The organism is Desmonostoc vinosum (assembly GCF_059505385.1).
This window is the reverse complement of the sequence record NZ_JCACKM010000057.1, coordinates 1-19,442: the sequence shown is the minus strand read 5'-3', so window position 1 is coordinate 19,442 and position 19,442 is coordinate 1. Positions and strand designations below refer to the sequence as shown.

General features: G+C 41.9%; 20 protein-coding genes and 2 pseudogenes. 16 read left to right on the top strand and 6 right to left on the bottom strand.

Features of this window, described 5'->3' with window-relative positions; genetic code table 11:
• The first annotated feature begins 185 nt into the window (after positions 1-185).
• The 9 genes and pseudogenes from AC5JMF_RS10185 to AC5JMF_RS10145 all read left to right on the top strand — a co-directional run.
• Positions 186-470, top strand: a complete 285-nt coding sequence (locus tag AC5JMF_RS10185) for a hypothetical protein (protein ID WP_495795588.1) — start codon at positions 186-188, stop codon at positions 468-470.
• Positions 471-1,047: 577 nt separating this feature from the next.
• Positions 1,048-1,788 (top strand): serine O-acetyltransferase, encoded by a 741-nt coding sequence (gene cysE, locus AC5JMF_RS10180; protein WP_495795587.1) that lies wholly within the window; start codon positions 1,048-1,050, stop codon positions 1,786-1,788.
• A gap of 39 nt (positions 1,789-1,827) precedes the next feature.
• A complete protein-coding gene (locus tag AC5JMF_RS10175; RefSeq protein ID WP_495795586.1) occupies positions 1,828-2,070 on the top strand; it encodes an Asr1405/Asl0597 family protein in 243 nt (80 codons plus the stop codon).
• A 285-nt stretch (positions 2,071-2,355) separates the two neighbouring features.
• A complete protein-coding gene (locus AC5JMF_RS10170; RefSeq protein WP_495795585.1) occupies positions 2,356-2,553 on the top strand; it encodes a DUF2949 domain-containing protein in 198 nt (65 codons plus the stop codon).
• Positions 2,554-3,167: 614 nt separating this feature from the next.
• Positions 3,168-4,301 (top strand): homocitrate synthase, encoded by a 1,134-nt coding sequence (gene nifV / locus AC5JMF_RS10165; protein WP_495795584.1) that lies wholly within the window; start codon positions 3,168-3,170, stop codon positions 4,299-4,301.
• A pseudogene (locus tag AC5JMF_RS10160) lies at positions 4,288-4,576 on the top strand (nitrogen fixation protein NifZ). Before nifV ends, AC5JMF_RS10160 begins: the two are co-directional and overlap by 14 nt.
• Positions 4,551-4,754, top strand: a complete 204-nt coding sequence (gene nifT / locus AC5JMF_RS10155; protein WP_495795583.1) for a putative nitrogen fixation protein NifT — start codon at positions 4,551-4,553, stop codon at positions 4,752-4,754. The pseudogene AC5JMF_RS10160 and the gene nifT overlap by 26 nt, the downstream one beginning before the upstream one ends.
• A 130-nt stretch (positions 4,755-4,884) precedes the next feature.
• Complete coding sequence (locus AC5JMF_RS10150; RefSeq protein ID WP_495795582.1) at positions 4,885-5,424, top strand: (2Fe-2S) ferredoxin domain-containing protein; 540 nt, start codon at positions 4,885-4,887, stop codon at positions 5,422-5,424.
• Positions 5,425-5,497: 73 nt separating this feature from the next.
• Positions 5,498-5,599, top strand: a pseudogene (locus AC5JMF_RS10145) (Uma2 family endonuclease); the annotation flags it as partial.
• Positions 5,600-5,659: 60 nt separating this feature from the next.
• Here AC5JMF_RS10145 and AC5JMF_RS10140 read toward each other — a convergent pair.
• The 3 genes from AC5JMF_RS10140 to AC5JMF_RS10130 all read right to left on the bottom strand — a co-directional run bounded on the left by AC5JMF_RS10140 (position 5,660) and on the right by AC5JMF_RS10130 (position 7,982).
• Positions 5,660-6,376: a Uma2 family endonuclease gene (locus AC5JMF_RS10140; RefSeq protein ID WP_495795581.1), complete on the bottom strand. Its 717-nt coding sequence runs from the start codon at positions 6,374-6,376 to the stop codon at positions 5,660-5,662.
• A 63-nt stretch (positions 6,377-6,439) separates the two neighbouring features.
• The gene (locus tag AC5JMF_RS10135; RefSeq protein ID WP_495795580.1) at positions 6,440-7,156 is read right to left on the bottom strand and encodes a Uma2 family endonuclease; all 717 of its coding nucleotides are present in this window, start codon (positions 7,154-7,156) and stop codon (positions 6,440-6,442) included.
• A gap of 91 nt (positions 7,157-7,247) precedes the next feature.
• Positions 7,248-7,982 carry a peptidylprolyl isomerase gene (locus AC5JMF_RS10130; RefSeq protein WP_495795604.1) on the bottom strand — a complete coding sequence of 245 codons (735 nt, stop codon included), beginning with the start codon at positions 7,980-7,982 and terminating at the stop codon, positions 7,248-7,250.
• Between the two features lie 451 nt (positions 7,983-8,433).
• On the opposite strand from AC5JMF_RS10130, the gene AC5JMF_RS10125 reads away from it, so the two are divergent.
• Positions 8,434-8,670: a hypothetical protein gene (locus tag AC5JMF_RS10125; protein ID WP_495795579.1), complete on the top strand. Its 237-nt coding sequence runs from the start codon at positions 8,434-8,436 to the stop codon at positions 8,668-8,670.
• On the opposite strand, the gene AC5JMF_RS10120 is transcribed toward AC5JMF_RS10125, so the two are convergent.
• Positions 8,651-9,508: an Rpn family recombination-promoting nuclease/putative transposase gene (locus AC5JMF_RS10120; protein ID WP_495795578.1), complete on the bottom strand. Its 858-nt coding sequence runs from the start codon at positions 9,506-9,508 to the stop codon at positions 8,651-8,653. The two genes, AC5JMF_RS10125 and AC5JMF_RS10120, sit on opposite strands and share 20 nt — an antisense overlap.
• Before the next feature lie 181 nt (positions 9,509-9,689).
• Between AC5JMF_RS10120 and AC5JMF_RS10115 the strand changes: the two genes are divergently transcribed.
• The 4 genes from AC5JMF_RS10115 to AC5JMF_RS10100 all read left to right on the top strand — a co-directional run bounded on the left by AC5JMF_RS10115 (position 9,690) and on the right by AC5JMF_RS10100 (position 14,496).
• Positions 9,690-10,328 (top strand): lysophospholipid acyltransferase family protein, encoded by a 639-nt coding sequence (locus AC5JMF_RS10115; RefSeq protein WP_495795577.1) that lies wholly within the window; start codon positions 9,690-9,692, stop codon positions 10,326-10,328.
• Between the two features lie 213 nt (positions 10,329-10,541).
• Positions 10,542-11,579, top strand: a complete 1,038-nt coding sequence (locus AC5JMF_RS10110) for an AI-2E family transporter (RefSeq protein ID WP_495795576.1) — start codon at positions 10,542-10,544, stop codon at positions 11,577-11,579.
• Positions 11,580-11,664: 85 nt separating this feature from the next.
• Entirely contained in the window at positions 11,665-11,961 is a 297-nt protein-coding gene (locus AC5JMF_RS10105) for a DUF2288 domain-containing protein (RefSeq protein WP_495795575.1), read from the top strand.
• Between the two features lie 54 nt (positions 11,962-12,015).
• Complete coding sequence (locus AC5JMF_RS10100) at positions 12,016-14,496, top strand: endonuclease MutS2 (RefSeq protein WP_495795574.1); 2,481 nt, start codon at positions 12,016-12,018, stop codon at positions 14,494-14,496.
• A 28-nt stretch (positions 14,497-14,524) separates the two neighbouring features.
• Here AC5JMF_RS10100 and AC5JMF_RS10095 read toward each other — a convergent pair whose 3' ends face one another.
• Positions 14,525-15,607 carry an ATP-dependent 6-phosphofructokinase gene (locus AC5JMF_RS10095; RefSeq protein WP_495795573.1) on the bottom strand — a complete coding sequence of 361 codons (1,083 nt, stop codon included), beginning with the start codon at positions 15,605-15,607 and terminating at the stop codon, positions 14,525-14,527.
• A gap of 169 nt (positions 15,608-15,776) precedes the next feature.
• Here AC5JMF_RS10095 and era point away from each other — a divergent pair, with 169 nt between their 5' ends.
• Positions 15,777-16,751 carry a GTPase Era gene (era, locus tag AC5JMF_RS10090; RefSeq protein ID WP_495795572.1) on the top strand — a complete coding sequence of 325 codons (975 nt, stop codon included), beginning with the start codon at positions 15,777-15,779 and terminating at the stop codon, positions 16,749-16,751.
• Between the two features lie 82 nt (positions 16,752-16,833).
• The gene (locus AC5JMF_RS10085; protein WP_495795571.1) at positions 16,834-17,511 is read left to right on the top strand and encodes a response regulator; all 678 of its coding nucleotides are present in this window, start codon (positions 16,834-16,836) and stop codon (positions 17,509-17,511) included.
• Here AC5JMF_RS10085 and AC5JMF_RS10080 read toward each other — a convergent pair.
• On the bottom strand, positions 17,508-19,004 hold the full coding sequence (locus tag AC5JMF_RS10080; protein ID WP_495795570.1) for a family 10 glycosylhydrolase: 1,497 nt from the start codon (positions 19,002-19,004) through the stop codon (positions 17,508-17,510). The two genes, AC5JMF_RS10085 and AC5JMF_RS10080, sit on opposite strands and share 4 nt — an antisense overlap.
• Positions 19,005-19,442: the final 438 nt, after the last annotated feature.

Genomic DNA, 19,442 nt, shown 5'->3' with positions numbered 1-19,442 from the left:
ATTAATGAGTCTTTGATACTTATTAATGAGTCTTTGATACTTATTAATGAGTCTTGGAACCTCATTAAACAGTCTTTGATACTCATTAATGAGTCTTGGAACCTCATTAAACAGTCTTTGATACTTATTAATGAGTCTTGGAACCTCATTAAACAGTCTTTGATACTCATTTATACGTGAATACTATGAAACCTGAAGCATTAAAGAAGCGATTAGATAGAAATCGTCCCATGACAACGATCATAATTCGCATTCCTGAAGATGTGATTGAAGATTTGAAGCGAATTGCACCATTGCTTGGTTTTTCTGGGTATCAACCCCTAGTACGTGCCTATATTGGACAAGGGCTTCGCACAGACTTGGAACGTTTAGAGGGAGATACAGTGTCTGCGTTGATTGCCAGCTTAAAGCGTCACGGTGTAAGTGATGAAGTGATTCAAGAGGCGCTGGGTGAAATCAATCGACGTTAGCCCAAGTTTTCAACGGAAGCTAACGCTCAGATTTTGCACTTTATCATTAGTCATTTGTCAAAAGCTTTTACAAAGGACAAATGACAAAAAACAAATGACTAATTATGAACTATATATATGATGTGGAAACGTATATAGACATACAGACAACAAAACCTAAAACAAAATAAAGAAACAGGTTTTTTATCTATCGAAATAATAGAATAGCAATCGTAGCTGCATATACAGATATTTAATTTGTCGCTCCATTTACCTGCATTTTGTTAGCAGCTGAGTACAACTTAATATATCGTAAATATCTTGCCTAAATCGTTGCAAACTCTCACAGGCAAAGAATTGTAAAGTGAGTACAGAAATTCTTAACCTCTCCCCAAAAAATACTAGTACCCCTCTCGCAAAACACTAGCACCCCTACCCCAAAAGAAATTTTAAATTTCCCTTAAGTCAGGGTTTGAGGTGTATGAGTACAACCTTAATTAATCCAATAAATACAATCGACATTGGGTGTACTGTCCCCTTTTGAGCTGCCTGATATAAGCATAAAAATAGTATATGGCTCTTTAACCAGACAGCACCGATGCAACAGTCCTTAAACAGTGTCAAAAATCCTCAAAAAATTACATCCCAGGTAAACACCCTACTCTCTGGCATTTTTTTTGAGCCATTATTGAGTGATTTTCGCATTATTTTTGAACGCGATCCAGCGGCACGTAATTGGCTAGAGGTGGTGTTTTGCTACCCTGGATTACACGCTCTGTGTTTGCATCGCCTTGCTCACTGGTTACACCGTCGAGGGGTGGGTTTCATCCCTCGCCTCATTTCTCACTGGGGGCGATTTCTCACAGGAATTGAAATTCATCCGGGTGCAGAGATTGGTAAGGGCGTATTTATCGATCACGGCATGGGCGTTGTAATTGGTGAAACTGCGATCGTGGGGGACTATACACTGATTTACCAAGGCGTCACCCTTGGCGGAACTGGCAAAGACAGTGGTAAGCGTCATCCCACATTGGGTAAAAACGTTGTGGTGGGTGCGGGTGCGAAAGTTTTGGGCAATATTCAAATTAGCGATCGCGTCCGTATTGGTGCAGGTTCAATTGTCCTGCGTGATGTTCCCCCTGATTGTACTGTCGTTGGCGTTCCCGGTCGCATTATTTCCCGTAAAGGGAGCGATTCACCCCTAGAACACGGAAAACTACCCGATGTCGAAGCCACCGTGATTCGCTCCCTGCTCGCACGCATCGAGCAACTAGAAGAAAAACTGCAAAACCTTACAAGTCATTCCAAGCAGGAAGAACTTGCCATCAAGGAGCCTTAATCAGTTCAGGCATTTTGAATTTTAGATTTTGAATTGCTTATGTTACCACCCTGTAGTTCCGATCAAGTTTTGCAGATTCCGTTGAGCGATCGCTGGCGAATTTATCACCGTTTACAAGAGTTGATGATTCCTTGTTCCTGCCATCCTGACGGTTCTTTGCGAGTGCAAGTAAATAGTCTGCTCACAGCAATTCTCATTCGTAGCACAGTCATGCAATTTCTCGCCTCTCGTCATGAATTAGTCAACTGGCTAGAGCGTTGCTGGCAATACAACGATGAGTAGTAAAACAATTTGCAATGCTTGTGCTTGTTTCGACTTTGCTCAACAACCATTCCCCATTCCCAACCATGCACGAACCTCTTTGAAGTTTAGAATTTGAAGCTACTGTCCGCTAGCAAATTTTATTGCAAACTGAGATAGGTTAGTTTAACTTTGGGTTTTTCCCAGTTGGCTAAATCTGAAATTTTCCTGACATCCATCAACAATTAAAAAGGCGAAATCACCAAACAATATCTGGAGTTTCTAATTTTTAATTATCTCCTAGACCAAAAAATTAAAAGTCCAATTATGGTAACTCGTAACAGCGATATGAAATTACTCAATTTTTTGCACAATGAACTTGAACTTTCAAGTGCCGATATTGCTGTAGCATTGCGACACCGTGAGTTGGAAAATGGCCCTTTACCGATGCTCCTTTGGCAATATGGTCTAGTGAATCTAGAGCAGCTAGAGCGAATTTTTGATTGGCTAGCAGAACAAAGTTGATGAAGCTGTTAAGCATTGAAATTGCATATTCACTCAGAATTGGGAATGGTTGCTCAGCGAAGTCGAAGCATTGGGAATTGAGAATTGGGAATTGGGAATTGGGAATTGTCATTCGTCATGACGCTCGCGGACTCGCTACCGCTACGCTCTAAGCGTAGCTATGCCGCAGGCTTTACGTCATTCGTTATTGATTATTCTCCGCGTCTCCGCGTCTTTGCGTCTCCCTCATCCCCCTCATCTCCCTCATCTCCTCCCACTCCCTACCTACGCAAATAATTTCATTCATCAAGTCAGATTAATCTTGAAAAAAATGAGGACACTAAGATGATTTCTACCTTAATTGCTGGCTTTGGTCTTTTACTTTGTTCAGGACTTGTTAATAGCTATATCAGCTACTTACTAATCGAAGAGATCTCGAATGACAACAGTAAAAACAATTCCTAAATTATACCAGGTTTTGGTTTTCTGTCATACAGATGTAATGCTGCTAATGAGTAAATAATTAAGGATCATATATCCTGTATTATGAATTTTGATATTTTCAGCATTTACCATCATGAAGAATTGTAGAAAGAAAGGATATTAAGAATACTTCCACTGGAGGGATGGTTGCGATGCACCAAATCATAATTAATGACACTACATTACGTGATGGCGAACAAGCAGCAGGTGTTGCTTTTAACTTAGAAGAAAAAGTAGCGATCGCCCAGTTTCTTGATGCCATTGGTGTTCCTGAATTAGAAGTCGGTATTCCTGCCATGGGTGAGGAAGAAACACGCGCAATCTCAGCAATTTCTAATTTAAATTTGCAAGCTAAACTCTTAGGCTGGAATCGTGCTGTCATCTCAGATATCAAAGCTTCCATAGCCTGCGGTTTGAAGCGTGTACATATTGCTATCCCTGTTTCTGGTATTCAAATTGCTGCCAAATTTCACGGTCAATGGCGGGTAAGTTTGCAGAAACTCAAAGACTGTATCAGTTTCGCAGTTGATAATGGTCTTTGGGTAGCAGTAGGCGGAGAAGATTCTTCTAGAGCAGATGAAAACTTTCTCTTGGATGTAGCGCTTTATGCTCAAGAATGGGGTGCATCGCGGTTTCGCTTCTGCGACACCGTGGGAGTTCTCGACCCCTTCACCACCTGTACAAAAGTCAAGCGCTTAGTATCAGCTTTATCAATTCCCTTAGAAATTCATACCCACAATGATTTTGGTTTAGCAACTGCCAACGCACTTGCAGGGATCAAAGCTGGAGCCTCATCAGTAAATACCACAGTCAACGGGTTAGGCGAAAGAGCTGGTAATGCAGCCTTAGAAGAAGTGGTGATGGCCATCAAACGCATCTACGGCGTTGATTTGGGTATTGATACTCCCCGGTTGCTAGAACTGTCTCAATTAGTTGCCTCAGCATCAGGTTCTGACGTGCCACCTTGGAAAGCAATTGTTGGTGAAAATACCTTTGCTCACGAGTCTGGCATTCACGCACACGGCGTACTCCAAAACCCTATCACCTACGAACCATTTGCACCAGAAGAAGTAGGCTGGGAACGGCGTTTAGTAGTAGGTAAACATTCCGGTCGGCATTTGGTATCTAGTTTACTAGAACAACACGGCATCTTTTTAAACTCACAAGAAACCCAGTCTGTTTTAGATGCAGTCCGCCAACAGTCAGTAATCAAAAAACGTAACCTCACTACAGCAGAATTGTTGAATTTAGTACGAGAACAGAGGTACTCTCATGCAACGCGATGAATTAGAACTGGATTTGCCACCTGTTTTTGAAATTGGTCAAAAAGTACGAATTCGCAAACTGATTAAAAATGATGGCACATTTCCCGGTCAAGAAATTGGAGCAGTTCTAGCGAGAAAGGGAGATATCGGTTACGTAGCAAGTATCGGCACATTTTTACAGAATTCCTATATTTATGCCGTGCATTTCTTAGACACAGGGTTCGTCGTCGGTTGTCGGAAAAAAGAACTAGAATCTGTTGAGGAGACTTCATGAAAGTAATGCTGCGTTTGAATGATGCTGGTACTTTAGTTGTTTACGTTGCTAAAAAAGACCTTGAGGAAGAAGTAGTTAAACAAACAGATGGTAGTGAAGGGAAAATTCTCACTCTGGCAAATGGTTGGGAGTTGGAATTTCGAGATTTACCAGAACTAGCAAATTTACCGCAAACTGTAGAAGCTAAACGTCTGGTTTAAACAATTCGCAATTACGTTTAGTTAGGGGGATTTAAACCCCTTTTAGTCGCATAACAAGAGTAATGAGTTATGAGTTATGATGATTAATTCTTAACTCCTGACTCCTAATTTTTTATCATCAAAAATAACCATGAGTGAAAAGTTTTTGACGTTATCAGAGTTGAATATTGAAGGACAATTCTTAGGTTTTGTTGATGACGAACCAGGAAAACGTAAATATCTACAAGTAGGAATTCCTTCGGGAAATGTGCAAGTTAAACTACCTAAAGATTTGCGTCATTCTGTTGGTTTATCGTTAATACCTGGTGAACAAATTCGCGTTTGTGGTATTTGTAAAATCAATCCACATACAGGCGAAACTAAACTCAAAGCTTATCGAGTTACATCTATTGGTGTTTGTCCAGCGCAAAATCTGCCGCCTCAACCCAAAGCCAAGATTATGGTATGTCAAAAATCTGGTTGTATGAAGCGTGGTGGTAAGGGACTATTATCAGAATTAGAAAAAACTTTGTGCGATCGCGGTTTATTAGACAAAGTTACTATTGAGCGCACCAGTTGCCAAAAATGTTGCAGCAGCGCTCCTAACTGTGTTTTACAACTTGGTAAAAAGAAATACAAAAATATTCATCCAGATGCGATCGCCTCACTGTTAGAAAATCATCTAACTTAAATGACAAACATACTTATAACTTAATTTTACAGGTGGAGGGAGTACGTTCCTGAACCACCTGTTTTTAGTGTAATTTGGTTATCGCCGGAAATTGATTTTTCTACCCAATGAATTGGTGAATCTGCCACCTTTCCCTGATTTGTTACTCGATTTATCTAAGATATTTCCTGGATAATGCATTGATAAACTGCATTGTTTGGTTGCCGTAAATTGGCTAACGCACCATCAGCAGCAATTACAAATTGTCTGTGATAATTCCTTGCTCTTTGAGTTTAGCTAATAGTTCTTGATAGCGATCGCGCTCTTTTTCTAATTCTTGTAAAGCTGCTTCCTTTGCTTGACACTCCTGTTCTGCGCGTTCGCGTTCCTGTTCGCGTAACTGATCAATTTCTACAGGTGTCAAAAACTTTTGTCCGTTGGGAGAAAAAATTTCTAGGGTATCCGGTGTGAGTTGAAAACGAATTCCCAAACGCGGACTTACCCAGCCATTAATCTCTTCGATGACTTCAAAACTATCCTCAGAACGGAGCAAGCCATTTAAATCGTTCTTACCTGGATCATAAATATAATATTCTTCCACACCGTAACGCTCATAAAACTGCAATTTTTTGGTCATTTCTTTGAGAGTGTTACCTGGCGATAGAATTTCAAATACTACCTGTGGGGGTATATTATCTTCATTCCACTGTAAATAGGAACCTCGTTTTCCTTTTGGTCTGCCAAAGGCTACCATTGTATCGGGCGCTTGTTTAATATTAGGGTTTCCTTGAACTGGATACCAAAACAAATCTCCAGCGATAAACACATCTGATTGCGATGCAAATAAGATTTCTAAATTTTCTTTAATTTTGACAATCCATGTAAATTGTTCTGTATTGTCTGCCATTGGCTGTCCATCGCTTTGGGGGTAGATGATTTCGCTTGTAGTTTCTGGTGTGATTTGCTGTACCATTGTTGCACCTCCAAACTGTGGGATGATTGAATATTTACTGTGATCAAATCACTTAACTTAGAATTACAAACTATCTGTGTCAATTCCCTGGTTTTTCAGTTTAGCTAATAGTTCTTGATAGCGATCGCGCTCTTTTTCTAATTCTTGTAAAACTGCTTCCTTTGCTTGACACTCCTGTTCTGCGCGTTCGCGTTCCTGTTCGCGTAACTGATCAATTTCTACAGGTGTCAAAAACTTTTGTCCGTTGGGAGAAAAAATTTCTAGGGTATCCGGTGTGAGTTGAAAACGAATTCCCAAACGCGGACTTACCCAGCCATTAATCTCTTCGATGACTTCAAAACTATCCTCAGAACGGAGCAAGCCATTTAAATCGTTCTTACCTGGATCATAAATATAATATTCTTCCACACCGTAACGCTCATAAAACTGCAATTTTTTGGTCATTTCTTTGAGAGTGTTACCTGGCGATAGAATTTCAAATACTACCTGTGGGGGTATATTATCTTCATTCCACTGTAAATAGGAACCTCGTTTTCCTTTTGGTCTGCCAAAGGCTACCATTGTATCGGGCGCTTGTTTAATATTAGGGTTTCCTTGAACTGGATACCAAAACAAATCTCCAGCGATAAACACATCTGATTGCGATGCAAATAAGATTTCTAAATTTTCTTTAATTTTGACAATCCATGTAAATTGTTCTGTATTGTCTGCCATTGGCTGTCCATCGCTTTGGGGGTAGATGATTTCGCTTGTAGTTTCTGGTGTGATTTGCTGTACCATTGTTGCACCTCCAAGTGTGGGGTTTTTTAGCTGATATTTCTAGTTGAGCCAGAAGCGATGCCTCATTGTTAGAAAATAACTTCAGTTAATTTTATGGAATCTTCAGATTTTCTGCACCTTGAGTAACCTTTGCAGAGTCGATGCGATCGCCTTGCTGAATTTTGTTCACTATATCAATACCTTCAGTAACATAGCCAAAAACAGCATAGTTCCCATCTAAAAAACTCAGATCCGCCAAGGCAAAGTAAAATTGGGAAGATGCAGAATCTGATTGGCTTCCTCGCGCCATTGCAACTGCACCAAGTTTATGTGCTAGAACAGGTGTCTGGGTAATGGTCTTACCATAAACTGGTGCGGCAGAACCTTTTGGTTTAATTTCTAATGGTATGTAACGCTGATTCCCAGTTTTTGCATCAATATAAACACCTGTTCCCAATCTACTAGCTGGAAGTTTCAGGTTTTTACTTTGTGGATCGCCTCCTTGCGCCACAAATGGTTGGGGTTCGCGCACAACTCGATGGAAAGACAACCCATCATAGACACCCTTTTGAACTAAGTCTACGAAATTACCAGCTGTAATTGGGGCATTAGTACCATCCACTTCGATAGTAATTGGCAAACCTTTAACCCTCATCACTACCGTAGCTTTACCTTCCAGCCGTGGTAAATCTCTTATTCCCGGAATACTCTCACGATCATTTTTAGATGCAGAAGCAGTTGGAGTTATAGCTTCTGCTTCTGTGGTTTTGGTTGTAGCAATAGGTTGAGAGATTGGACTACTAGTTTTAGTAGATTCAGTCGATTGTTGAGAATGCTGTGCTGTCAACCAAAAACCTACTGTACTCACTACGGCAATACAAGCGACAACTATCAAGGTTTTTTGTTTATTATCAACTGATATTGGAACTTTACTTTGTCCTGGGAGTGCTGAGGACTGAACTAAAGGTGTGATGGGTTGAATTGATGGTATTGGTTGTGCATGTAAATCTTGTAAAACTTCCTCCACAGATTGATAACGCTGCTGATGATTCTCTTGCAGCAACTTGTCAAGAATCTGTTCTAATTCCTGACTTATCGGCTGCTGTAAACGCTGTCGCCAAATCTTAACCCAGCCGTAAGCTTGTGTTTTCCAAAGTTCCCAAGGGTGAATTCCACTCAATAAATGAAAACAAGTCACACCCAAACTATATAAATCACTTGCAGGATAAGCTTCTCCAGCCTGCATTTGTTCCAGCGATGCATAACCAAAAGAACCAATCATAGTTCCTTGTGCAGTCATGACTGTGCTTCGTAGGGAAATGTATCTATTATCGCTTAAGCACAACCTACTCTTAGTAGAAACCGCAAAATCAAGCTTTATTATTACTGATGATATGGAAGCGATGCGATCGCTATTGCATCATCCTAGTCTTAAATGGAATACTATAGTCCCCACTCGCTACAGCAGATGGAACACAAACACAGGAAAATATTCATATTTTATTGCTGTGATGCCTACGGCTGGCTGCGTTTAGGCGTTTCCTGTTCTAGTTGCTGGACTTGTGTAACATCTAAGTCTAACGCCTGCGCTATCTGTTCTTCAGTCAAACCCAATGCTAAAAGCTTAGGTATAGCTTCTAATTTTGCCTCAAACCGACCTTCTTGTTTACCTTCTTGTCTACCTTCTTGTTTACCTTCTTGTTTGCCTTCTTGTTTACCTTCTTCTCTAGCTTCTTGATAAACCCGCGTTTGCTTCAATTCACTGAGACTAAACATTGCTTCTATCTCCTGGCGATTCATTTTTGGAAACTTATAAACTAAGATTGTTTCAATTAATTCTAGTAATTGTTGTTTTGGTAATTGTAAATTTACTGCTTGCTGGGTGCGGTTGATTAATTCCCTGGCGGTGTTAATGGCTGTATTTTCCTCTTCTATAATTAATTTTATCGTAGCAATGCCTAGTGGCAGTGATGCAGTTGAACCTAGTTCATTCAAGTAAATTATACTGATTCGCTGACTTTGGAAGAATTCTAAAAAATCTTCTTTCTCACCTGTATCTATATCTGAGCTTGGATAAATCACCACTCCTCGCCAAGGGTTTTTTCGTTTATTTTGGCGTAAGTATAAAGCTATTTCTGATACTAAGCGCAAGTAAATGTCTGGGTCTGATTGAAATTGCACTTCCACAAAATAAATTGGGCTTATTTTCTCTGGAGTGGGCAGAAATACACCATCAATTCTAAAGGCTGTTTGTTTGATTTCAACTGAAGCAAATTGATAGATATTGGCAGTTTCGGGAGGGTTGCCAATTAGTTCAAAGAAGATGCTGGGAAACTCTTGAAATAGGCGATAAAATATGCTGTCGGTTTTCACTGCCGTCACACACCCTACGTTGCTACTGGTTTAATTATGGCAACTGGATAATCAGGGTGTTTGTATTTAGATATTGCTCAGTATAAATCGCGATAGTCTTGATTTAAGGAGCGATTTTTTGAGTTTGCTGTGGGTGTTGCGATCGCTTATGCTAAATTCAGCCTGATTTCAATCATCTTCTGTGAACAAAACCCGCGAACCGTTTATTAGTTTGGCCCTCTACCATGCCTTTAAATGGTCTATAGTCAGTCCCATGCTTCACGCTTACTTTCGGGGCAAGATTTATGGCGCGGAAAATATTCCTCAATCAGGGCCACTCCTGGTAGTTAGCAATCATGCTAGTTACTTTGACCCTCCGATTGTCTCAAATTGCGTACGTCGCCCTGTGGCATACATGGCCAAGGAAGAATTATTTAAAGTCCCGGTTTTGGCACAAGCAATTAAATTATACGGCGCGTACCCAGTCAGTCGGGGAAGTACTGATCGTACTACCATCCGTGCCGCCCTAGAATACCTAGAGAACGGCTGGGCTGTTGGCGTTTTCTTACAAGGTACTCGCACACCCGATGGTAAGATTACACAGCCAAAAAGAGGTGCATTGCTACTAGCCGCGAAAGCAAAAGCACCGATACTACCTGTAAGTTTGTGGGGTAGTGAGAAAATTTTACCAAAAGGCTCGTCAATACCTCGTGCAGTTCCCCTCACCATTAGAATTGGGCAGTTAATTGATGCTCCTACTTCCAGCAATAAAGAAGAATTAGAAGCAATTACCCAAAAGTGCGCCGCAGTTATTAACGAAATGCATGATTTAGGGCGATGAGTTAGACACAAAGGATTATGCTTTAAGAAGGTGGCGATCGCTACTTCATTTCTATATGTTTAAAATCAATTACTCTATGAAAGGGAATAGGGAACAGGCTTTGCTGGGTAAAGAGAAAAGGGAAAGGAGAAAGGAACAGATTCTTTCCTTTTCCCTAACTAGTCCCCAGTACCCAGTCCCCAATCCCCAGTCCCCAATTCCCCTAAACAAGATATGAGCGGCCTTGAAGCCAAGAATTTTTGGGATAAATTAAACAATCTGGCGTTAGTCCGCTTTTTGCTTTTAGTTGCATCTGGCTGGGCAATTGTACAGCTTTTAGGTTACTTTGAAGCGGTTATCGTTATTTTTACTTTCGCTGCAATTTTAGCTTTTTTACTTAGCTATCCTGTACAGTGGCTAAAGCATTTTTTGCCTCACAGTGTTGCAGTTGTTGTAGTTTTCTTGCTGAGTATTGTGATTCTCGGCGGTTCTGCAATTACTGTAGGTATCACAGTTCTATCTCAAGGGCAACAATTAATTGATAGCGTAACTGCCTTTTTGAATTCTTTAATACCTTTAGTACAGCGACTAGAAGCATTTTTACAAAGTCGGAATCTGCAAATAGATTTAAGTTTCATTGAAGAACAATTAAGAAATCAAGCTCTCTCAAGTTTGGTGACAAGCTTAGCTATTTTACAAGGATTTTTGACTAACTTTGTCACTTTTATTTTGATTGCAGTTGTGGCTTTCTTCATGTTATTAGATGGAGAAAAACTATGGAATTTTATATTAAAAATAGTACCTAAACAACGCCGTAACAGATTCACAAACATTATTAGGCGTTCATTTTTGGGATTTTTTCGAGGGCAGCTATTACTAAGTTTATTTCTCACAAGCTCGACTTTCTTAGTTTTTTTAGTGTTAAATGTCCCCTTTGCTTTGGTATTATCAGTAATAATTGGTTTAGTTGATATCATTCCTGGTATAGGAGCTACATTAGGCGTCAGCATTGTTACTCTAATTGTCTTATCTCAAGGTGTTTGGCTAGCATTAAAAGTATTAATAGCTTGTATTATTCTTCAGCAAATACAAGATAACTTGATTTCACCTCGAATTATGCAAGGTGCGCTCAATCTTAATCCTGTAGTCGTATTCTTTGCTTTGTTAGTAGGTGCAAGAGTAGCTGGATTATTAGGTATTTTTATATCTATCCCAATTGCTGGAGTCATTGTATCTTTGTTTGAAATCGATGAAATGAAATCAGAAGTTTAGGGTTTGGGTACTGGGGATTGGTCAAGAGATTAATTAGAGAAAACCCCAATAACAAAAAATAACCAAAAATCAACCTGAGAAAATCATGTCAGATTTAAGAACACAATTAAAAGAGGCCGTAGATGAAGCAGAATGGGAGTGGTTAATTCCCCATGCACAGCGAGATGCAATAATTTTAGTAGCAGATGACCTAGACTTGTTGGATGTTGGGGTAGCGATCGCTAATGATCAACTGACCTCAGTACAACAGTGGATTGATGAGCAATTACTCACTAAACCCACAGTAGTACAGTTGGGAGAATGGAATAGTAATCTTAGCAAGCGATTTAATACTCTGATCATCCAGCCCTACGTTCTCGTGCAAGAAATAGCTGCCGCATAAGTTTCATAGCACGGCTAGAATTGTTACGATAATTTCAGATTAGATAATGAAGCCTTGATCCAGTCTGAAACCCTAGAACTATTAGAATGGTCTCGCCTCTGCCAGCACCTTGCGACGTTTGCAGCAACCAAATTGGGGGCGACGGTTGCGCGTTCTCTAAAAATCCCTGCATCTCAGGTGGAAAGCGAACAGTTGTTAAAGCAAACCAAAGAAGTCTACCAACTAGAAAGTCGTCTAACTACAGGACTCTCATTTGAAGGAATTCAAGATATTGGGGATTCCCTAGAACGAGCAGAACTCAGCGGCATTTTAGCAGGAGATGAACTGTTAGCGATCGCCACTACCCTTGCTGGTGCAAGAAATTTACGCCGTATAATCGACAACCAAGAGGATTTACCAATATTGACGGAGTTGGTTGCCGATTTGCGGACTTATCCAGAACTAGAACAGGAAATCCACCGTTGTATCGATGAACGGGCACAGGTAACTGATCGTGCGAGCCAAAAACTAGGTGATATTCGCACAGATTTGCGGCGATTACGCAGCCAAATTACTCAAAAATTGCAAAATATTTTACAAGCAAAATCAGGAGCAGTTCAAGAACAATTAATTACGCAACGGGGCGATCGCTTTGTCATTCCCGTGAAAGCACCGCAAAAAGACGCGATTCCCGGTATTGTTCACGATACCTCTACGAGTGGGGCCACACTCTATATCGAACCTAATTCTGTCGTGCCGATGGGCAACCAACTCCGGCAAACACTCAGAAGAGAACAAGCCGAAGAGGAAGCGATTCGGCGGGTTTTAACAGAACAGATAGCAGCAGTTAAGCCCGATTTAGAAAGGTTGTTAGCAATTGCCACAACATTAGATTTGGCAACCGCTAAATCCCGTTATAGTTTTTGGCTACAAGCCAATCCGCCTAGATTCATTCAGCGAGAAGAACAAGAAATCATTACCCTGCGGAATTTACGGCATCCTCTATTAGTCTGGCAGCAACAACATGAACAAGGTCAACCAGTTGTCCCCGTAGATTTACTTATCAGTCCACATATTCGGGTAGTGACAATTACTGGCCCAAACACTGGTGGTAAAACTGTCACCTTGAAAACCTTGGGCTTAGCAGCCTTAATGGCCAAAGTGGGCTTATTTATCCCTGCCCGCGAACCAGTAGAAATCCCTTGGTTTGATCAAGTACTCGCGGATATTGGCGATGAACAATCCCTACAGCAAAGCTTATCCACCTTCTCTGGCCATATCCGTCGCATTAGTCGGATTTTGAATGCGTTGGGGAATGGGGAATTGGGAATGGGGAATGGGGAATTGAGTATTAATTATTCTCCCCTGCTCCCTGCTCCCTGCTCCCCTGCTTCCTCATCTCCCGACTCCCGACTCCCGACTCCCCACTCCCTCGTCCTACTCGATGAAGTCGGTGCGGGAACCGATCCCGCCGAAGGTAGTGCTTTGGCGATCGCTCTACTACAATATTTAGCTAACCATGCCCAGTTAACTATTGCCACCACTCACTTTGGCGAACTCAAAGCCCTTAAATACGAGGATGAACGCTTTGAAAATGCTTCTGTGGAATTTGATGAAAGTACTCTATCGCCAACTTATCGTTTACTGTGGGGCATACCTGGGCGTTCCAATGCCTTGACAATTGCTTTGCGTTTGGGGCTGAAACCGGAAGTCATCGAACAAGCAAAAACCCAAGTGGGAGAAGCGACAGACGAAGTTAACCAAGTGATTGCTGGCTTAGAAGCCCAACGTCGCCGTCAAGAAACCAAAGCCGCTGAAGCTCAAAATTTACTACAGCAAGCAGAACGGTTGTATAAACAAGTATCCGCCAAAGCCTCAGCCTTAGAGGAAAGAGAAGCGACGCTAAAGGCTTCGCAAGAAGTAGCAGTCCAACAAGCGATCGCCCAAGCCAAAAGTGAAATCGCCCAAGTGATTCGCCGCTTGCAGCAAGGTACGCCCACAGCCCAAGATGCCCAACAAGCAACCAACGCCTTAAATCAAATAGCCCAACAATATCAGCCAACAGCGCCAGCTAAACCCAAAGTTGGATTTATGCCCAAAGTAGGCGATCGCGTCCGCATTGCCAAGTTGGGGCAAACAGCAGAAGTAATCACCGCCCCCAATGATGATGGGGAATTAACTGTCCGCTTTGGCATCATGAAAATGACAGTGCAGCTACAAGACGTAGAATCTCTAGATGGGCAAAAACCAGAACCAATCGTCAAGCCCAAAACAGCCCCAGCAGTAGTAACACCACCGCAACCAACCCCAGCAATTCGCACCTCCAAAAACACCATCGACTTGCGTGGTAAACGAGTAGCTGATGCCGAATTGCTCATAGATAAAGCCATTTCCGAAGCCACAGGGCCAGTATGGATTATTCACGGACATGGTACTGGGAAGTTACGCCAAGGTGTTCACGCCTTTTTACAACAGCACCCCAGAGTCAGCCACCACGAACCAGCAGAACAAGCCGATGGTGGTAGTGGTGTTACAGTTGCTCATGTTAGGGAATAGGGAATGGGGAACTCGGGGGTAACGCTCCCTAGTCTCCCAAATAAATACCCATACCACGAGCAGTTTTCACCAAAGTGCCATTGGGATCAACTGCGCTGTATTGAGCGATCGCTTCTGTAATTGGCACACTTAACACACGGCGATTTTGCCACGTAACCATGTGATCATATTTACCTTCAGCAATTAAATTAACCGCAGCCACACCAAAGGCGGTTGCAACTAATCTATCCAATGGTGATGCAGTTCCACCCCGTTGAATATGTCCTAAAACTGTAACTCGCGTTTCTACGCCAATGCGTTGGGTAATTTGATCGGCTAGGTATTCACCGATACCACCATATCGCCATTGACCAGAATGACTTGTAATCGTTACTGTCTCTCCGTTTTGGGTACGAACTGCCTCGGAAACAATAATTAAACAGTAGTTTTTACCTTTCTCTTGGCGTTCTTTGATTTTGTAACAAATGTGGTCAATAGCATAAGGAATTTCTGGAATTAAAATTACATCTGCTCCACCAGCAATTCCCGCAGCTATGGCAATGTGTCCAGCATCACGTCCCATCACTTCTAAAATCATGACTCGGCTATGACTTGCAGCAGTAAAATGCAACCGATCTAGTGCTTCTGTAGCGATATTCACCGCTGTATCAAAACCGATAGCATGTTCAGTAACACCAATATCGTTATCAATAGTTTTAGGAATCCCGACTAAGTTAATCCCACCTTGTTGGGCAAGGCGACGGAGAATCGCCAAACTCCCATCACCACCAATCCCGATTAATGCTTCTAAACCCAGCTGATTGTAGCCTGCGATAATTTCCTCGGAGCGATCGCATAAACTGCCATCCGGCATGGGAAAAGCAAATGGGTCGCCTTTATTAGTCGTACCCAGCATTGTGCCACCCGCAGTTAACAGCGAATCAACTTGATCAATTTCTAACTTAGTAAATTGTGGCGGACGTGTCATTAACCCTAGAGTTGCTTGCCGAATTCCCAGCACCTCCCAACCATAGGTATTTACAGCACAATGCACTACAGCTCTGATTACCGCATTTAAACCAGAGCAATCTCCCCCACTAGTGAGAATTCCTATACGTTTGGGTGCTTTCATAGCTTTTTTCGTCTTATGATCAAAATATATCTTTATTAGTAGTAGATTAAACAGAAGCAGAGTTTAGTACTAGATTAAACCCAAGCAAGAGCAATCCCCGAAAATGTCAGGGCGATTTTATGTTTGTTTTGCGTGTCGAGAAAAAAACAACTTATCCCATCTGTAAAATATGTCGGTGGAGCCAAAGGTGACTAGTATTGATAATTACAGCTTCTCTTTTTCAACAGAAGTGATGGTGCCTCAGGCTCCTCCTAATTTTAAATCAGGTTTTATTGGCATTATTGGCCGTCCAAATGTCGGTAAATCTACACTGATGAATCAATTAGTAGGACAAAAAATTGCCATTACCTCACCAGTAGCGCAAACGACACGTAATCGTTTACGCGGCATTTTAACTACATCAGAAGCTCAGTTAATTTTTGTTGACACACCAGGAATTCATAAACCCCATCATCAATTGGGGGAGGTACTGGTACAAAATGCCAAAATAGCGATTGAATCAGTAGATGTAGTGTTGTTTGTAGTAGATGGTACAGTAGCTTGTGGTGCGGGCGATCGCTACATTGCTGATTTACTCATTCGTAGCACAACACCAGTAATTTTAGGTATAAACAAAACCGACCAACAACCATCGAATTTCCAAATCATAGATGAGAGTTACACCGAATTAGCAAAATCTCATGAATGGGAAACTGTAAAATTTTCTGCCAAGACAGGATTAGGATTACCACAAATTCAACAACTGTTAATTGAACATTTAGAAACAGGCCCACTATACTATCCTCCCGACTTAGTAACCGACCAGCCAGAACGCTTCATTATGGGTGAATTGATTCGAGAACAAATCTTATTATCGACTCGTGAAGAGGTACCCCATTCAGTTGCGATCGCCATTGATAAAGTAGAAGAAACCGCCAACATTACCCGTGTACTTGCGACTATAAATGTTGAGCGCGATTCCCAAAAAGGAATTCTCATCGGCAAAGGTGGAGCAATGCTCAAAGCCATCGGTAGTGAAGCCCGCCAACAAATTCAAAAATTAATAGCAGGCAAAGTTTATTTAGAACTATTTGTTAAAGTTCAACCAAAATGGCGTCAATCTAGAGTGAGTTTAGCCGAGTTAGGCTATCGCGTGGAAGAATAAAAGTTGGGAATTGGGAAAAAGAATAACATTTAGATTTTGACAAAGAACTAATGACAAATGACAAAGGACAAACTAAATAAAAATGTCTCCAGATGCCAACTATCCAATAAATTTACCAGCCAATGCACCACCATTAAGGGTGTTAATTGTTGAAGATGATCCAATGATGCAATTGGGACTAGAGCAATCGTTAATGACCCATCCCCAATTAGAAATTGTTGGACAAGCAGAAGATGGTTATTTAGGAGTCCAAGCAGCACTACGACTAAAACCTGATTTGGTGGTTATGGATATCGGTTTGCCGCGATTGGATGGCATTGCAGCGACGCAGCAAATCAAGGCAGCACTTCCAGAAACTCATGTAGTAATGTTGACATCCCACCAAACAGAAGCAGAAATTATTGCAGCTTTATCTAGCGGTGCCGATGCATATTGTATCAAAGGCGCGAGTGTGGAGCGATTGTTGAGTGCGATCGCCGCTGCGGTTGATGGTGCAGCTTACCTAGATCCCCACATTGCCAGGAGAGTGATTGACAACCTCAAGCCGCCTTCACCCACTACTAACACTGCTAACCTATCTACGCGGGAGTTAGAAGTGTTGAAACTGATGGTAGACGGGTTGAGTAATCCGGAGATTGCTGAGAAACTTTATCTCAGTCCCAACACTGTTAAAACTCACGTCCGGGGGATTATGAACAAACTAGCAGTAGATGATCGCGTCCAGGCTGCGGTTGTCGCACTGCGTTCGGGGTTGGTTTAAGATCGGCAAAATTTGCGATCGCCATCATGTTCGGGATACTGCCAAGAGTAAGCAAAATGACTCACTCCTTTTAGTTGTGGTGCAAATTGCCGCAGTGCCTGCATTTGCACTTCCAAAGGTGGACGATTGCTAATCGATGCTCCCCATTTGCCAGCCAAAGCCGGGATTACTTGCGTACCTGGTTTTGCCACACTCAAAACCCGTTGCACTTGCGGCACAATACAATTTGCATTACCGCAAGTTGCATAAGACATGGGATGCCACTGTAATGTACTAGGAAATCTATCCCAAGGTTGTAAGCGTGAATCGTACCCTTGTCCTAATGTTTGGTTGCCATCAGGGAAAAACACTACTCCTGCCGGAATTTTTAGCTGCTGTGCTGGGTAACTGGCTAAGGCAACAAAATCGAGAATACCTTGCATAGCATGGGCAACAGAGAGTTGCCACAACTCCCATTGCAACAGAGGTTGTCTGTTAGTTGCAGGCACGATTGATTTTTGTGCTGATGGCGGAATGCGTCCTTGCCACATGGGTTCACCTTCTTGAGGATATAGTTTATCGACTTCAGTGATATCGCCTGCGGTAATGTATCCTTTACTCAAAAAGCGTCGAATTAAGTCTAGCCCCTTGTAATTTAGTGCCCGTCGAAATAAAGCTTGCTGAGTTGCTTCACTAAATAGCCATAAATCTGCAACTTTGGTAGCGATGGAATCACTTCCCGCTTGCCGTGGATAGCGTATATAGTCGAGTAGCAAACCATCTGGACGCCGTCGGAGGATCTCTTGTACCATCTGGTAATAGTCGCGTTTTGCTTGCGGGTTGTAGGGGTCGATGAATACTTGAGAACCATCATCTACAACATACAGGCTCGTTTGTCCTTTGCCATTGCGGGCGATCGCTCCTTGTCTGTCTTTGAGTTGGGCATAAGTATAGCCGAAGTTGACAGTAAACATCCAAGCATATACCTTTAAACCACGTTGCCGACCTTTTTTAATTGCTGTCAACAACAGGTCAGTTTTTTCTGCCCCTCGATTACGAACCACAGAGGGCCAAACTGTAGGATTAGCAGCGACTGGTAAGAGTACTTGTCCATCGTAGAATACTTCTAAATAAACTTGGTTATATCCACGGTTGACAATCCGATCCATAACTTGCTCGATAGCCCCTGCCTTGATATCACAGGGATATAAGCGTAACCAGATAGCTTGAACTTGCGGCCAATTACGGTTGCGGCAATTCTGCATTTCCTGTGCATGTTCTTGCACTAGCTGTTGGTAGCGCTTCTCGGCATCTTGATTGCCTTTGAGGGCTGACAAACGTAAGTTTTCTTTTTCTCGTGCTGCTGTTGATGATAGCTGACAATACTGTGTTACTTGCGCCCCTGCTGGTTGGTTGCCAAAGTTGGGAATCAATAAACTACTGCTAAAAACGATAGCGAACAGGCGTTGCCAAAATAATTTTGTTTTTGCAAACTTCAAGGGACAATTAGACATACTTACTGGTAGATGGACAAAAAACAATTGAATCTAAATCAGTTAATTTGGGGCGGCATCGCTCGAATTATGTAATTCTTTAATTAGAGTTGTGTAGCCTACTGTCTCAAGACTGTCAAACTCCTATTTCTGTTGCAATCTTTCTCAAGAAAAATATAATAATTAGTCGTGCAAAATCTCTCTGCGTCCCCGCATCACCCTATCATACCGTTTCACTTTAAAATTGATACAAATAGAGGGCAGGGGCAGGGGGAAAATTACAGGCAAATCATTTGTATCAGATATTTCGTGAAATGGTATCAGTGATTAGAAGTCTTTAACAAGTTCCGTGGGTTTAAGTCCCCCGGTTCCATAACCAGCAAGTTTTGTGTTGGGGTCTGTCATTATACCAATTCGTAATTCGTAATGACGCGACGCTCCTGTGTCGCTCTAAGCGAA